Origin of the sequence: Paenibacillus sp. GP183, from assembly GCF_900104695.1 — a bacterium.
GTDB lineage: Bacteria > Bacillota > Bacilli > Paenibacillales > NBRC-103111 > Paenibacillus_AI.
Genome location: NZ_FNSW01000001.1, coordinates 5,176,804 through 5,191,488, shown reverse-complemented (window position 1 = coordinate 5,191,488; position 14,685 = coordinate 5,176,804). Strand labels below are relative to the sequence as shown.

Below are 14,685 nucleotides of genomic sequence, written 5' to 3'. Positions count from 1 at the left end.
GATGGTATGAAATTTTTATTTTTTTAGGACCCATTTGACATAATTTTGACATAAATCTTTGGTATTGTATTAGGCGATTTGTTCAGACATATGTATAAAATACCTTATTTTATGAATATATCTGCAGACAGAAAGAGATCCACAGCAACAAACTGTGGATCTTAATTTTATATATTTTAAAGGGGGTCGTCTTTTATTATAGGCTTGGTTCATTAACGCAGTGTCAACGGCTTATTTCATTTTGATTACAAATGCCGCTTCACATCTTCAAAATTGTTCAGATGTCTCAGCCCGAAGGTAATTGCCCCGCAATCCGACAGTCACCCCCGCTTATTATCATCCAGTATTGTTGATTTTTGAAAGTCGGTTTAATACAATCTGAACAGCCATAGCATCATCTAAATAGCCAATTGGGAAGACGTAATCCGGAATAATGTCTGCAGATAAAATGAAATATAACAGTGCACTTCCAAGCACGGCACGTTTGGCCGTTGAAGTAGTATCCTTGCAATATTCAGTATGCATGTGTTTCAACTGTTCAATAAATGGGCCTGCACCACTTACTTGCTCAACTTTTGTTTTAAAATCCTGATAAATGATTTGATGACCTTCCTCAGTTTGCGCGTATTGCTGATATTTATCTAATTCCTGTTCAACACGGGCTGTAGTAAACTGTTGATCGAATAAATTACCAAGGACTTCTTGAATGGTATCAACTGAATTATGAATATCTAAATGAATGTCTTCTCGGTGTCTTCCAACTTCAAAACCAGCTGCTTTAATCAACCTCTCTATCGGAATGTTAAGGTGGCAAGCAAATTGTTTTAAGTGATTAAGCTTTGCTTGTTGCTTTCCATTTATAATTCGTGAGATTGTTGCTGTATCGATTCCTGTGAGTGTACTAAGCTTACGCATCGACAGCGAATGTTTCTCTAACAATGACTTTAACAGTAAACCAAGGGTTAGGTCTCTTTTGTCCTCAGACATGCCAGTTCAATCCCTTCATTTGTTTAAATAGATGACTTGTTGAAGTTCTATCAACAGTATATGTAAGGGATAAGCACATTTCCTCAACATTCTCAATATGATGTGATAAATATGGTTAAGGAGTGATTTGCATGGATATAGGTAGCTTGATACCAATGATAGCAATCGGTGTAGCATCAAATCTTGATAATGCTGGGGTTGGCGTTGCATATGGAGTAAAGAAAATTAGGGTTCCATTTATGGCTAATATCGTCATTGCCATGATGGGATTTCTGCTTGCACTTGTAGGGGGTCTTTTTGGAGATTGGATTTCTCTCTGGCTACCACCCTTTATCTGCAATGTCATTGGCATGATTGTATTGGTTACCATCGGGATTTGGGTATTAATTCAACCATTGCTTGATAAAAAATTAAAACAACAACCAACTAATCGTAATCTTCTATCCCGAATTTTGCGAAATCCTGAGGAGGCAGACATGGATGGATCAAAGTCAGTTGGTTTTATTGAATCCATCATACTTGGGATCACTTTATCCATAAATAATTTAGCTGGGGGATTTGATGCCGGGATTACTCATCTAAATATTTGGGCAACTTCATTTATTTCTGGAGCGTTAAGCTTCTTTTGTGTTGGTTTATGTGCTTATTTGGGGGCAAGGTTTGCTGCTGATAAGTTAGGAAAACAGGCGAATGCTGTCTCTGGAGTTCTTCTTATTCTTGTGGGTTTGCATCAAGTATTAAGCTAATTCCTCCCCAAATAGTTTATGTTCTGGTAAGATAGATTTGTATATAACAATGAGAAAAAAGGTGCCTATGCTGCTAAAGGCTCTAAGATATAAGCCACCACAGCCCTTGAAACAATTATTTCATCACCTTTAACGCAGCTTCTAATTCATTCAGCTTTTTTATTATTTTTTCTTTTGCTATTGTTAGTGCTTCATTTTTAGCAGCTTCAACATCCTTGTTCTTTAAAACTTTCTTCTCAATCTGCAAATATCTTGAACTAGTCAGCCAATTTCCTTTCCCGTAATGAATATGTCTATGAATTGATACATCGACATTATCTAACTGTACAACCCAGTGACAGGGAATCCTTTCCTTGTCATCTCTGTATGATGATTTATCTTTCCATTCCATCTATTTTACCTCCCAACTCCTAGTTAAAAAGTCTATTTATTAAACCAACCTTAATTTTAAAAACGATCGTTTCATACCTTCTAATAAGGCCGAAACGAACTTTTTTATTGTCTACTATCCATATACAACATCTGCAGAGTTTGTGATTATCACTAAATTTGCATTGGTAAGGCATTTAACTTTTTTATTTTTAAATCCAGTATGTAATCAAAACAATGATACCAATGAGCCAGCAGTAAATTGCAAATGGACGCATGGCCCGAAATTCATGCTTATGAAACCATTTCATTAAAATCCATACGCTAAGAAAGGCGAATATCCCGGCAAACAGTCCTCCCAATAGTGACATGCTGAGCAATCCGCTAGTACCATGTTTCATTAATTTGGGAACCTCTACAATGCCGGCTCCGATAATAATAGGTGTCGCCATTAGCATGGAAAAGCGTGCTGCTGCTTCATGTTTCAGGCCCATCCAGAACCCAGCTGTCATGCTTGCACCCGAACGTGAAAAGCCAGGAATCAGAGCTAATGACTGGAACAAACCGATAATGAACACCTGCCGCAAACTCAGATCATTTATATCTTTTGTGCCCTTGCCAGATGACTTTTCCCCGAAAAAAAGCAAAAAACCGTTCAAGATCAAAAACACTGCGCATAATGCAACATTGCTAAAAATGTTGCGAAGAGATTTTTCAAGCACTAATCCGATCAACGCAGCTGGGATTGTTGCGATGATGAGATAAACGAGTAGCCTCCGGCTATCTTTACGCTTTTGATCCAATAACGAACGCAGTATTTCTATCCATTCTTTACGAAAATAAACAAGTAAAGCAAGGGCTGTCCCTAAATGAAGCATGACGACATAGGGAAGGAAATGCTCTTTTAGGAACTTGTCATCGAGGTTCCAGTGAAAGAAATAGGGAGTAAGAACTCCATGTGCAACACTACTGATGGGAAATAATTCTGTAATTCCTTGAATAATGGCAAAAATAATCGTTTGTAAAAAATTCATAGATTACAATTCCTTTCAAATTTTTTTTTTATCATAGCATCTAATTATTAATTTTTAATGAGAAATTAGAAATTGTGAAGTCGAAGCCAACGGAGTTTTGGACTATTGAAAAACGTAATCGAAACCGAGATTTGAATATCTGCCCCGATTGTTGATTTCACCACGATTATGCAGCTATTTTGCATTGGTCATTTTCATTGAATTAGATGAGTTTGAAAAATTTAAATTATGAATATGAGGTATTATGGGGTAAATGTGCGAGGAATCAATTTCTCATACCTTCTTTAGAAAACAAAAAAGCCCCAAACAACGTTATCCGCGAGGCGCTCCTTTTTTGACAAAAGTCATTTCTTAGCCATTACAGGAATGTTCCCTCGGTTTTAAGGGATTTTCTCACGTATGCTCACTCATTCGCAGGATTTCGTCGCCTTGGAAAACAGTTGTCGTTCGGAAAGCAAGCTTATTAGACACCATTGTTTCGGTTTTGGGCATGCGGGAACAGAAGAAGCGTGTGGAACATTTCTCCAAGTGATATTCTTCTGCACGCATCCTCCACAATTTCCTTGGCGGTTCACCATCCCATGGCTCAACGGGTCATTGCCCTTACATTCCTTCGTTACACCTGACCAAGGCGTGGAGACCGATAACGTTTAGCTGACGGGTCTGAGCCCTTATCGGGCAGTAACTCGGTCCTCCGTGCTTTCTTTGTAAAATCCTGCGAATGAGTCAATTTACGTGATCGTTTATTCAGTCTTAAGCAGCTTGAGTGCAAGTAGGGGCCGCTTTTTCAGGAGAAAAAGTTTCTCCCCGCCCAACAATGCCAATGATGATTCGTGCCAGTTTTCCAAGCAGTTTAAATACCGACTGTTGCTTCTTCATTTTCTTGACTTGAACATTATGCTCATGCAGCTGTCGGAACACAGCATGATTTCCAACGAGTTGGAGCGTGGCCAGATACAGATATTTCCGCAGTGTAGCATCGCCCCTTTTTGAGAGCATGATTTGACCCTTATATTTTCCTGACATTTTTTCAGCCAGGTTTAAGCCTGCTTTACGCAATAACTGACGTCCATGGGCATACTGTGTTAGGTCGCCAGCACCTGATAGAATGGCTGCAATGCAGATAGTGCCTAGGCCGATGGATCGAAGATGATCGGCCATAGGAATTTCACTGAGCAACACTTCTATATCCTGTTCAATTCTATCTAGCATTTCAACAATCCGTTCGAACTCTTGTAATAGCCGCTCTAAATCCTGCTTCGCTTCATCGAGGGCAGTCGTTTCGCCTACACTTCGCTTAGCTTGAGCGATGAGCTGCGCAGCCTTCTGCATGCCAGTGGAGCCACCGGCTCGCTTCATATGCTTTTTCCATCCTGTGATCACCTCGGAGACGGACAGAGATTCTATATCCCGCGGAGAAGGGAATTCTTTAAGCGTAGTCAAGGAACGTTTGTAGGTCCAGTTTTTAAACACCGAGAAATACTCGGGGAACCGAATGTCTAACCAGCGGATGATCCGGTTCTGCAGCCGTACACTATTCGTCACCCAAAATTCCCGGTCACTCATAATTGTGCGCAACCTTTGAAAGACAGTAGCCTGTCGCGAGTATTCATAGTAGTAGCCTCGGCTGACCACATCTGCGATGACAAGCGCATCTTTCGGATCACTTTTGGAGGGAGAATTATCGCGGTTCTCCTTGTTTCGTTTGGTGGTGGCCGGATTCACCATGACAACGTGCTTGCCCTTGTCGGCAAGCCAATTAGCCAGATTAAACCCGTAGTGTCCGGTCGGCTCCATGCCGATGATGAGTCCCTTTAATCGATGTTTCTGTTGTAATCCATCCATCCATCGATCTAATTTTTCGAAACCCTCACGTGTATTTGGGAATGTAAGATGTCGCTTAGTAAGTACGATGCCACGAAAATTAGTCGCTTGTGCTACATGAGTTTCCTTTGCAATGTCGATACCTACAACAAGGTGAGATGTGGAGATTCGTTCAATGCGTTGATTTTGTCCGTCTGATTGCTTAAACTTCATAGTAAGAGCGCCTCCTTTGATGGGGTTGGGTTATGAACCCGTGTACAAACCCATCATACCGAGGTGCTCCTTTTTTGACAAAGGTCATTTCTTAGCCCTTACAGGAATGTTTAGCACAACTGTTCTACCGATTGTGTTACCGGCAGCCTGCTTGTTCTTTGTTATATTTGTTATAGATACTGTTCTTCGTTAGCGTAATGAAGGAGTGCCTTTCGGTAGCCCCTTCAGAATGACCTAGTTAAAAGTGTGCACAAAAGTGTGTATATGGGTTAACTCTCATCCACCCATACATTTCTTGGGAATTCACCGCTGTCGTCAAAACTCCAATATAGTGTGTTTTTCACTTCGAGAATTTCCAGCTCCGGCGTTACCCATACTTTTTTCCTTTGTTCATCCTTGACCTTTTCAAAATTGTCCATGTCTGTACCTCCTTTCACCGATTATTTTTCCTTGAAAGCCTTAAAATTTCCCTGCTCCAGTGAATTTGCCTTTATCAAAGTCCATCACATTCATCGGATTCTCGATGTTACCAGCATTGTCTGTACTGAAGTATTCTACAATATGAGTAACTCCTGCATAGAAAGTGAACGGGGTCGTGTACGTTATCCAAGTGCTGCCATTAATCCGATATTGTGTGGTTTTTACTCCGGATCCGGGTACATTATCGGTGGCTCTCAAGGTTGTTGTATAACCTTTTATATACCGTTTTCCACTACTGGATGTCTCGTAAATGGGATCAAAGTGATATTTTGGGTTGTGGTGCAAGGCTCTAATACATGATAACGTAGTTGATAATGACTTCATGGGATGGAGCAACTTACTTTGGAAACCAAATTGGATTTATTTAAATGGAAGCAATATGAATCGGCAATCATTTTACTAACCGTGAGATGGTATTTAAAATATAGTTTAAGCTATCGAGACATCGTAGAAATGATGAGCGAGCGGGGTTTAAAGATTTCCCATACAACAATCATGAGATGGGTCCATGAGTTTGGGCCCGAAATAGATAAACGAATCCGCAGCTATTTGAAACCCTCAAACGATTCGTGGCGAACGGACGAAACCTACATCAAAGTCAAAGGTCAATGGAATTATTTATATCGGGCAGTTGATTCTACAGGGAAAACGATTGATTTCATGTTATCTGAAAATCGTGATATGCCGGCAGCTAAGCGATTCTTTACAAAGGCATTGTCCTCACCGCATAATCAATTACCTCGTGTGATCACTTTGGATAAAAACCCGGCGTATCCACCAGCAATACAAGAATTAATACATGAAAAAGCCTTACCAAAAGAAACCTTGATTAGACAGACAAAATATCTAAACAACATTGTGGAGCAAGATCATCGGTTCATTAAAAAAATCACAAAACCGATGCTTGGTTTCAAATCATTTCTAACTGCAGAACAGACGTTAAAGGGAATCGAGGCCATTCATATGATTAGGAAAGGGCAGGCCGAAAATAATTCGTCTGTCCTCTCTGCTGTTGAATGGCTCAATAAAATATTTGGTATTGTGGCATAGCTAATTGCAATTTATTAGGTAATTGCTATCTTTTTTTAATTCTTGCACCACAACCGATTCGGGTATCCCTCTAATAATTGTTTGAGATGTTTTGCGGCCTTCAAACCCGTTTCTTTAAAATCAACATGGGGATACGTACGGAAACCAACAAGGAGATCGGACATTTTCACCATTTTTTTAGAAACCGCTGCGTGATAATCTAGAGTGCTCACAATCTTGGTTTGTGGACCTACCACTTCGCGGAGTCGTTCTAATAGATATCCCTCACAATCGTCCGAACATTCTGATACCAAAGCGCCATGCAACGCTAATAAGACACCATCTACGGGCAAATGCTTTTCTAGTTCGCCAATAAGCCTATCTACCAGTAATTGGAAAGATTCCTCTTTCATTTTTCCGGACGCAACCGCCCAAGCAGCTAGACCAGGCACCAATGTTAAATCATCATATTGTTCCAGGTATTCAAAGAATCCGGAAATCTCTGTGTTGGTATTGTACAGTTTCTCCCTGATTTCATGACCCTCCAAATAATATCCTCGCTCAAAATTTATAAGATCCGTCAATTGCGGACACCATGTATTCGTTTCTTGGATGACACTGGCAATGTAAATTTTCAAATCATGCCACCTTCCAATTTATCATTCTTTTGTTCCGTATCGACTTCTTTCTTTACAGAATATAGATATTGCAGTACTTGTTCCATTGTTTCCCGCACATCGTGTTTCGCGAAAAACACAGCTTTTTCTACGTCGTTGCCTAACAAAGCAATCACTATTTTTGTATGATTTTCAATTTCCTTTTCCATAATATCCTTAAATCCTTTTTCTTCCAGTTCATGTAGCAGATTGAGCCTTCTACTGCGCTTTGTTAGTTCAATGATATTTCGCGTCTCTTTCCGAATAATTGGGGGACAAAGACCGACCAAATACTCATGAAATTCCAAGTCAAGTTGAAAATATTCCAGCAACAGTTTTCTGTCTTCGTTCCTTTCCAAAAACTGATTGAATTTTTTAAGAAAAAATTCAAGTTGAACTTTATCCGATTTAACGAATGCTGTCCTTACCACTAATCCTTCAATCTCTTCGCGAAGTTCATAAATACTTTTAATTTCTTCAAGACTGAGTTCTTTTACATATGTCCCACTTTGTGAAACAATTTCAACATAGCCATCCCGTTCAAGCGATTGCAAAGCATTGGAAACAGGAGTTCGGCTTACACCAAGCTGCTTGCTGATTCTTTCCACACTTAGCTTCTCCCCAGGCTTGAATTTATCTTCAATGATCGAGTTTTTTATAATTTCATAGACTTGCTCATTGAAATTTTTATTCTTATTGAGTATAATCAGACCCTCCTTTATTAAAACTAACATGTTAAATGTTACTTTAATTCTAGTCTTTATTTATTCATTTCGTCAATTATTTTTTCCAGTTTTTGAATTATCCTTGTAGAGAACCTTTCATAGGTTCTGTTGCAAGAATTAAAAAAGTCCAGACGATCTGTTTGGTCAAACTTATTTTTATGCAATTAAACCGAACAACTGATGGATGAGTTGAACGACAAAAAGGGGCGACGAATGATTACATTCGACTTGCCCCTTTTTGATCATATGTATCGTTTCAATTCCTATTACCGTTTGCTCTGCAGTTCGAAATGATTTAAACCCCAGCATCGGGTTCGTTCGCTTCTTAATGAATCGATGGTCCCTGTTCTATGATGTTACGCAAAAAAGGGCCCACATTTTGCCCACGATGGATATTATTGAAGCTTGTCTTTCAATGATCTTCATTGGTTATGGTTGGGCAAAAAGTTTGTTAAAACCCTTGAACGACTTGGCATCTTTGGTTCTCGTTGGTTACAGAAGAATATTATGAACATGAGGAAGCACCTCTCTGGCCATGATCCGAAAACATAAGCTTGCATGATCTTGACGGAAACTGGTCGATACCAGAATTAATAAAAACAGTTGCGGGCTTTATCCTTCGGGATAGCGCACCTGAGGTCATTGAAAAAAACTCGGAAGGATGTATCGCTTCACGATCCCATTGGGACGGACAAAACTTAACCTATATGTTACCATTTTCTTTAAGCTTACTCTTCTAACTTACGATGGAAATTTGTGTTTATTCATTGTTTGCACAACAACCCTACTTAGTTATACTCTTGCTCAGCTCAGTGCAGCATTGCCATATTTATTGCATAGTCAAACGTACAAATGCAACTTAGCCACATTCTGCACCCAGAGTTTCAAATTCCATCAACCTCCATCTCGTCATTTATGTTCAATTCCCAATTTCATCTAAACCCATTTCGTGTAGCAGTCGACTTAAATGCTCCATGCAATGCGCTGATGCCTCACGTCCCCCCTCTGAGAATACGTTCCCGGCCGGTCGTTTAAGCTGTTCCTCAGTAAGCTGCGTTTTCATTCGATAATGAGTCTCAATAATCAGAAAGCCGTCATATCCGTCTTGGTCGAGTCTAGCAAATATACCGCGATAATCAACCTCCCCCGTTCCGATCGCGACAGCTTTGACCCCGTCCGAAGAACGGAGGGCATCCTTCAGATGAACATGACAAATATGCTCGTTAATAAGCTCGTAGCCGTCCGGATACGGGATCTCTCCATCAGGGTCCCACAAATCGTTCCCCGGATCGTACAGAGCCCGAATATTTGGCGATTTCAAAGTGTTCAAAATAGCAGACGTTTTACCAGCGTTGGTTGCATACACACTCGGGTCGAATTCCAGTGCCAGAATGACTCCGGCTGACTCGAGAAGAGGAGCTAGCTTACCTAGCTGATTCGTGATTTCGGGAAGTGCATCCCTAAATGTACCTTTTGCCCAAAAGCTGAATCCACGAATGATTTGGGTTTGAAGCCTTACAGCGACTTCAATTAATCGCTCGGCCATTTTTAGATGCTCCACGATCTCATCGGGATTGTCCAAGTCGCATTTGAAAAGCGGACCCGCAATACCTGAAACGATTAACCCGTTCTGTTCAGCTAGGTGCCCTATCTCATCTATTTCTGCATTGCTTAATTGATGCACGCCTTTATTATATACCGAGCGGATTTCTATAGCTTCAAGACCATGGAGCCGTGCGAATTCGATCACTTCAACGATATCCTGGGACACTTCATCCGTTATAATACCTAACTTGAACCGTTTCATAACTTTGCACTCCTATTTGTGTATTTATTTTCCTTGATAACGCGCTTTGATTGCCTGCGGAACCATCCCATCGTGGCCACGCCAAGACAACACAGAAAACAAATCCAGAACAATATCCTTAGCGGTATACTACTTGATGCTTCTGCCCCCGGATGAAATCCCATGGAGCCAACCAATGCAGTAGCAAGTCCGATGCCGGCTATTTGCCCGAGGTAACGGATCAGTGCCAGTAAGCTGCCGGCCAAGCTGCTTTTTGACTCGGGTGCGGAGCTCATAATTTCAGCATTATTCGTTGCATGGAACAAGCCAATACCAACTCCGAACAGAGCAAGCTGGAGGCTTATAGAGAAAGCGGAAACCTGATGGAAACAAGCTACGGACAACATCGAAAGAGCACAGAATAAGGGACCAATCGTAATCGGAAAAAATGCCCCGTACCTATCCCGGAACGCACCTGCAAACGGAGCGACAAATCCCATTAGCAGCGGTTGAAGGACTAAAAGCGCTCCGGTCACCCATGTGGACAAGCTCAGTTCTCTCTGAAGATAGAAGGTGATCGGAATCATCGTTGCCATCTGCGCCAAGTTAATCAAAAAAGAGCTCATGTTTCCAAGTAATATGTCGCGATGGCTAAATAATTCCCGGTCAAGGATGCCGTACGCAATGTGGCGCTCGTAGAGCCAAAGGATCACAATCAAAGAGAGCCCCGATATGCCTTCAAACAAAATGGCCGGAGTAAGGCCGGCTTCCCCTTTACTCGACTCGGCCGCAAGCATGAGCAAACAGACAGCCAATGCAAGCAGAAAGGAACCGATGATATCGATCTTTGTTTTCACGCCTCTGCTCTCTGACCCTGGAAACCAACGAATGCCGAGTACGAAAGCAGCTAAACCGATCGGCACATTGATCCAGAATAGCCAAGGCCAACTGATGAATTCCAGGAGAAGGCCGCCAATTGCCGGACCGGAAAGCGTCCCTACCGAAATAAAAATGGCATTCATTCCAAGCGCGCGTCCCCTTTCATGATCAGGAAACACCTGGCGGACCATCGCCTGGCTGTTGGCCATAATCATGGTGGCCCCTATCCCCTGCAGGCATCTTGATAGGATGATACTGGCCATTCCCTGTGACAAAGCGATGCAAAGAGAGCCTAAACTGAATACCACAAAACCATAGCTGTATATTTTCCGACGGTCCCAGACATCCGAAAGCTTTCCTAGAAATGGAAGAAGCGCAACCATAGTTAATAAATAAGCTGTAGTTATCCATTGAATTTGGGCCAACGAACTGGAAAATTGTCCGGCGATCGTGGGTAAGGAGACATTAACTATTCCAACATCCAATGTCGCCATGAGCGTACCCATGTTGATGATTTGCAGAATGCCCCATTTCCCTGCATGTACTCTTTTAGCGATCATCTTCACTTCTTTCATGATATGGAATCAAAAACCTGATTGCCGTTTTTGTACGTTCCCACGACATGGGCTTTTTCATAGTCCAATTTCAATAACGTCAGATCTGCAGGTGCTCCTATACGCAAACCTGCTTTGGCGGGGAGGCCCATTTTGGTAGCAGGCCGCGTGGAAGCCATATCCCAAGCCTCTCCAAGACTGCATAAATCATATTTCACCAGATGGAAAATACCCCAGAGCAGCATTTGTGCCGAACCGGCCAGAAGCTGCGGATTGTCCGCTAATTGAAGCCTCCCAAGGGGCGTAAGCTCGACCTTGCCGCCTATGTGCAAATTATAAATCCCTGCTGGCATACCGCTTAGCATAACTGCGTCGCTGACAAGTATAGCCCTCTCTCCTTTTACTTTCATGGCTACTTTAAGGACTGAATCAGGAAGGTGATATCCGTCTGCGATTAGACTGGCCCAAAGTTTATCGTTTGCTAGCTGCTCCCATAGGTAATTGGGATGGCGAGGCAGCATGGAATGTGCGCCATTGCCGAAATGGGTTGACATGGAAGCTCCAGCCTCAACTGCACGGGATATTTGTTCCGCTGTTGCGGCAGTATGTCCAATCGAGACAATGACCCCTGTTTCAACACAGCGTCGAATGAAGATTTCCACCTCTGGCCATTCCGGTGATAAAGTGATAATGCGTATTCTTCCCTGTGCCGCTTCCTGCCAGCGCTCAAATAATTCCCAATCGGGCGGTTTAACAAAAGCTTGAGGATGCGCTCCACGGGCCCCATCCTCAGGGGAAATGAAAGGCCCCTCCAAATGAATCCCTGCTACAGCTTCTTGTGACACCGAATCTTCTGCACATTCCCTGGCAATCGCACCCACTGCTTCTTCAATCGCTTGTTCGCTATTCGTAATCACAGTCGGGTAGTAAGACGTAATCCCTTCCTTCCACAAAAGGCGGGGCATTTTCCCCACCATTCCTGAAGGAATCGGCAGTGCATTAAAATCCATGCCTTGAAAACCATTAAGCTGTAAGTCGATTAATCCGGGGCCTACCCACGGCAATTCGTCCTTTAACTTCTCGGACGGGTTTAACGGATCTACACTTAAGATCCAACCATCTTTAATCTTAATTTGTACAGGTTGGCCGGTTTGGTAATGGAGCCCTTGAATAATAGGATGATACGACATTCTGTCTGTCACTGCCTTTCGCTGATTGTTTTATGGTCAGTCCAGCCATTTATGTAAATGCCGCTTAACGAATTCATCGTCGTTCAAATGAGGATAATCTATATATACCCTATCAATTTCCTCCATTTGTCCGGGTGATAACTCCTCTTGCGGGTTGATGCACCAGCGGCCTTTAAGCAGACCCTGCCTCCGCAGCACCTCGTGAATACCTGCTATGCAGCCTTGAAAATAATGCGCTGGATCGAAAAAGGCGGCGTTGGAGTCCGTCACTTCGACGTTTCGAGTCAGCCAGCTTGAGACGAGGCTTTCGTCTTGGCGAATACTTTTGATCTCTTCCAGAAGCTCCACAGCTCTGCGCGTCCATACGGCCCAATGGCCAAGCAATCCGCCAACAATGCGTTTCTCAACGGGTCTTCCCTCCACCTGAAAACGGTAAACGGTCAACAAATCATTAATAATATTATCGTCATTTCCTGTGTATAAGGCGATATCATCTCTTCTTGAAGAATGACATACAGCGCGCACTACATCTATAGTCTGGTAACGGTTAAATGGCGCTATTTTGATAGCTATGACTCCTGGAATCTCGACAAATTGTTTCCAAAATTCATAGCTGAACACTTTCCCGCCAACGGAAGGTTGCAAATAAAATCCGAACACTGGAATTTGTTCGGCAATTTGGTTGATCCGTTTCAAATGCTTCGCTTCTGTCCAATCCACCAGTCCGCCCATACTGACCAATCCGGCGTCGTACCCGTAGCCTGTGGCTATTTCCGCCTCCGCCAGAGCTTGCTCTGTATTACCGCAAATGCCGGCAATTTTGATAAATGGCCTTTCCAAGGCAGCCTTATCAACTTCCTCCGATGCCAATTTCAGGACAGGTTCAAACAGATTAATGCTCTTATCTCGAATTTCAAATTGTGTGGTATGGACGCCGACAGCAACTCCACCTGCACCGGAGGCCAAATAATAGCGGGTTAGTGCTCTTTGTTGCCGTTCATCCAATGTTCTCGATTCATGGAGAGCGAGAGGATGGGCAGGAATGACCAATCCCTCGAACAGAGCCTCTTTCATTCGCGGACTTATCTCCTTCATAGTAGCCATAGCTTAAAATTTACCATCTCTTTCGTTAAAATGTGTCGGCTTGTTCCAGGTTCCTTGTTCGGACAAGACCCAATCTGCAACCCAATCTATCATCTGAATTAGGGAAACTTGCGGGTACCCAAATGCTTGAAACGATTTGCTGCAATTGCTAAGCAGCGCTGTAGGGGCTTCTTCACCAACAACATTAGCCTCGGTGTTCAACCTTTTGGCGAATTCCTGAGCCGCCCAGCGCAAAGAGATAGTTTCAGGTCCGGATATATTATAAACGGCGGGGGGCGTACTGCACACCTTCAAACAACGCAAAGCCCTCTCGTTGGCATCCCCCTGCCAAATCACGTTGGCATGTCCCATCGTAACATTGATGGGTGTACCACTTTTAACAGCTTTTGCGATTTCCAGCAGCACGCCATATCGCAGATCAATCGCATAGTTAAGCCTGTAAATGACCATAGGAATTTCGTATTTTCGCGAAAAATATTCAAACAAGCGCTCACGTCCCAAACAGGACATACCGTATTCACCATTGGCACCCGGATCTGTTTCCTCGGTTGCTCCACCGGAGATGACCGGCGTAAAGGGATACACGTTACCGGTGGAAAAAACGACCATTCGCGAATGGCAGAACTTCTCCGCGACACGGCCTGGCAAATATGCATTCATGGCCCATGTGAAATGCTCGTTGCCGGTTGTACCGAACTTGGTGCCCGCCATATAAATAATATTCTTCACTTCCGCAATCTGCTGAAGCGCTTGATCATCCAAGAGGTCGACAGTTAACGTTTCCACACCATCGTGTTCTAAATCGGCCTTTAACCCCGGGTCTGAAAATCGTGACACACCGATTACCTTTTTACTCACTCCAGCCAGCTTGATAGCATTGAGAGCGAGTCTCGCCAAACTCGGCCCCATTTTTCCACCGACGCCAAGCAGCATAATATCCCCGTCGATTGAAGCAATATCCTCTACTAATTCGTTCGATGGCTTAGCCAATCGTGCTTCCAACTCTTCAATAGTTTTCATATATTTATTCCCTCTCCTTTTGTGGAAAATTGAGGTTGTTTGTAAGAGAACCCAGCACCGAAGCGGCGCTGGGTCTTTAATACATTTTC

General features: G+C 42.8%; 15 protein-coding genes and 1 pseudogene. 2 read left to right on the top strand and 14 right to left on the bottom strand.

The genetic code is table 11. The features are described 5' to 3' along the window. Positions 1 to 336: 336 nt before the first annotated feature. The gene (locus tag BLV33_RS25660) at positions 337 to 987 is read right to left on the bottom strand and encodes a DUF1232 domain-containing protein (protein ID WP_090798229.1); all 651 of its coding nucleotides are present in this window, start codon (positions 985 to 987) and stop codon (positions 337 to 339) included. A gap of 131 nt (positions 988 to 1,118) precedes the next feature. Between BLV33_RS25660 and ytaF the strand changes: the two genes are divergently transcribed. Beyond that, positions 1,119 to 1,733 (top strand): sporulation membrane protein YtaF, encoded by a 615-nt coding sequence (gene ytaF, locus BLV33_RS25655; RefSeq protein WP_090798228.1) that lies wholly within the window; start codon positions 1,119 to 1,121, stop codon positions 1,731 to 1,733. 115 nt (positions 1,734 to 1,848) lie between these two features. Here ytaF and BLV33_RS25650 read toward each other — a convergent pair whose 3' ends face one another. The 5 genes from BLV33_RS25650 to BLV33_RS25635 form a co-directional block, all read right to left on the bottom strand. Continuing rightward, on the bottom strand, positions 1,849 to 2,124 hold the full coding sequence (locus tag BLV33_RS25650; protein WP_090798227.1) for a hypothetical protein: 276 nt from the start codon (positions 2,122 to 2,124) through the stop codon (positions 1,849 to 1,851). A 190-nt stretch (positions 2,125 to 2,314) separates the two neighbouring features. Then, positions 2,315 to 3,136 (bottom strand): undecaprenyl-diphosphate phosphatase, encoded by an 822-nt coding sequence (locus BLV33_RS25645; protein ID WP_090798225.1) that lies wholly within the window; start codon positions 3,134 to 3,136, stop codon positions 2,315 to 2,317. A 753-nt stretch (positions 3,137 to 3,889) separates the two neighbouring features. Further along, positions 3,890 to 5,173, bottom strand: coding sequence for an IS110 family RNA-guided transposase (locus tag BLV33_RS25640; RefSeq protein WP_090795324.1), 1,284 nt, complete (start codon positions 5,171 to 5,173; stop codon positions 3,890 to 3,892). Between the two features lie 269 nt (positions 5,174 to 5,442). Further along, positions 5,443 to 5,592 (bottom strand): paeninodin family lasso peptide, encoded by a 150-nt coding sequence (locus tag BLV33_RS29025; RefSeq protein ID WP_139305827.1) that lies wholly within the window; start codon positions 5,590 to 5,592, stop codon positions 5,443 to 5,445. Between the two features lie 40 nt (positions 5,593 to 5,632). After that, positions 5,633 to 5,851 (bottom strand): OmpL47-type beta-barrel domain-containing protein, encoded by a 219-nt coding sequence (locus BLV33_RS25635; RefSeq protein WP_090798223.1) that lies wholly within the window; start codon positions 5,849 to 5,851, stop codon positions 5,633 to 5,635. A 129-nt stretch (positions 5,852 to 5,980) separates the two neighbouring features. On the opposite strand from BLV33_RS25635, the gene BLV33_RS25630 reads away from it, so the two are divergent. Beyond that, positions 5,981 to 6,703, top strand: coding sequence for an IS6 family transposase (locus BLV33_RS25630; protein ID WP_090798222.1), 723 nt, complete (start codon positions 5,981 to 5,983; stop codon positions 6,701 to 6,703). Positions 6,704 to 6,738: 35 nt separating this feature from the next. Here the strand turns inward: BLV33_RS25630 and BLV33_RS25625 are convergent, their stop codons facing one another. From BLV33_RS25625 to BLV33_RS25590, 8 genes and pseudogenes are all read right to left on the bottom strand, one after another. After that, complete coding sequence (locus tag BLV33_RS25625) at positions 6,739 to 7,320, bottom strand: M81 family metallopeptidase (protein ID WP_171909305.1); 582 nt, start codon at positions 7,318 to 7,320, stop codon at positions 6,739 to 6,741. Next, positions 7,317 to 8,072: a GntR family transcriptional regulator gene (locus BLV33_RS25620; protein ID WP_090798218.1), complete on the bottom strand. Its 756-nt coding sequence runs from the start codon at positions 8,070 to 8,072 to the stop codon at positions 7,317 to 7,319. Before BLV33_RS25620 ends, BLV33_RS25625 begins: the two co-directional genes overlap by 4 nt. Before the next feature lie 147 nt (positions 8,073 to 8,219). After that, positions 8,220 to 8,408, bottom strand: a pseudogene (locus BLV33_RS25615) (DDE-type integrase/transposase/recombinase); the annotation flags it as partial. 574 nt (positions 8,409 to 8,982) lie between these two features. Continuing rightward, positions 8,983 to 9,870: a sugar phosphate isomerase/epimerase family protein gene (locus BLV33_RS25610; protein ID WP_090798214.1), complete on the bottom strand. Its 888-nt coding sequence runs from the start codon at positions 9,868 to 9,870 to the stop codon at positions 8,983 to 8,985. Then, positions 9,867 to 11,288, bottom strand: coding sequence for an MFS transporter (locus BLV33_RS25605; protein ID WP_171909304.1), 1,422 nt, complete (start codon positions 11,286 to 11,288; stop codon positions 9,867 to 9,869). The genes BLV33_RS25610 and BLV33_RS25605 overlap by 4 nt, the downstream gene beginning before the upstream one ends. 11 nt (positions 11,289 to 11,299) lie before the next feature. Beyond that, the gene (locus BLV33_RS25600; protein WP_090798210.1) at positions 11,300 to 12,472 is read right to left on the bottom strand and encodes an N-acetylglucosamine-6-phosphate deacetylase; all 1,173 of its coding nucleotides are present in this window, start codon (positions 12,470 to 12,472) and stop codon (positions 11,300 to 11,302) included. 36 nt (positions 12,473 to 12,508) lie between these two features. Then, positions 12,509 to 13,546: a dihydrodipicolinate synthase family protein gene (locus BLV33_RS25595; RefSeq protein ID WP_253187174.1), complete on the bottom strand. Its 1,038-nt coding sequence runs from the start codon at positions 13,544 to 13,546 to the stop codon at positions 12,509 to 12,511. A gap of 33 nt (positions 13,547 to 13,579) precedes the next feature. Further along, a complete protein-coding gene (locus BLV33_RS25590; protein WP_090798207.1) occupies positions 13,580 to 14,596 on the bottom strand; it encodes an NAD-dependent epimerase/dehydratase family protein in 1,017 nt (338 codons plus the stop codon). Between the last annotated feature and the right edge of the window lie 89 nt (positions 14,597 to 14,685).

Excerpts from the sequence above, each read along its gene's own strand:
- BLV33_RS25660 (WP_090798229.1), bottom strand. The coding sequence starts at position 987 with ATGTCTGAGGACAAAAGAGACCTAACCCTTGGTTTACTGTTAAAGTCA.
- ytaF (WP_090798228.1), top strand. The coding sequence starts at position 1,119 with ATGGATATAGGTAGCTTGATACCAATGATAGCAATCGGTGTAGCATCA.
- BLV33_RS25650 (WP_090798227.1), bottom strand. The coding sequence starts at position 2,124 with ATGGAATGGAAAGATAAATCATCATACAGAGATGACAAGGAAAGGATT.
- BLV33_RS25645 (WP_090798225.1), bottom strand. The coding sequence starts at position 3,136 with ATGAATTTTTTACAAACGATTATTTTTGCCATTATTCAAGGAATTACA.
- BLV33_RS25640 (WP_090795324.1), bottom strand. The coding sequence starts at position 5,173 with ATGAAGTTTAAGCAATCAGACGGACAAAATCAACGCATTGAACGAATC.
- BLV33_RS29025 (WP_139305827.1), bottom strand. The coding sequence starts at position 5,592 with ATGGACAATTTTGAAAAGGTCAAGGATGAACAAAGGAAAAAAGTATGG.
- BLV33_RS25630 (WP_090798222.1), top strand. The coding sequence starts at position 5,981 with ATGGAGCAACTTACTTTGGAAACCAAATTGGATTTATTTAAATGGAAG.
- BLV33_RS25620 (WP_090798218.1), bottom strand. The coding sequence starts at position 8,072 with ATGTTAGTTTTAATAAAGGAGGGTCTGATTATACTCAATAAGAATAAA.
- BLV33_RS25610 (WP_090798214.1), bottom strand. The coding sequence starts at position 9,870 with ATGAAACGGTTCAAGTTAGGTATTATAACGGATGAAGTGTCCCAGGAT.
- BLV33_RS25605 (WP_171909304.1), bottom strand. The coding sequence starts at position 11,288 with ATGATCGCTAAAAGAGTACATGCAGGGAAATGGGGCATTCTGCAAATC.
- BLV33_RS25600 (WP_090798210.1), bottom strand. The coding sequence starts at position 12,472 with ATGTCGTATCATCCTATTATTCAAGGGCTCCATTACCAAACCGGCCAA.
- BLV33_RS25595 (WP_253187174.1), bottom strand. The coding sequence starts at position 13,546 with ATGAAAGAGGCTCTGTTCGAGGGATTGGTCATTCCTGCCCATCCTCTC.
- BLV33_RS25590 (WP_090798207.1), bottom strand. The coding sequence starts at position 14,596 with ATGAAAACTATTGAAGAGTTGGAAGCACGATTGGCTAAGCCATCGAAC.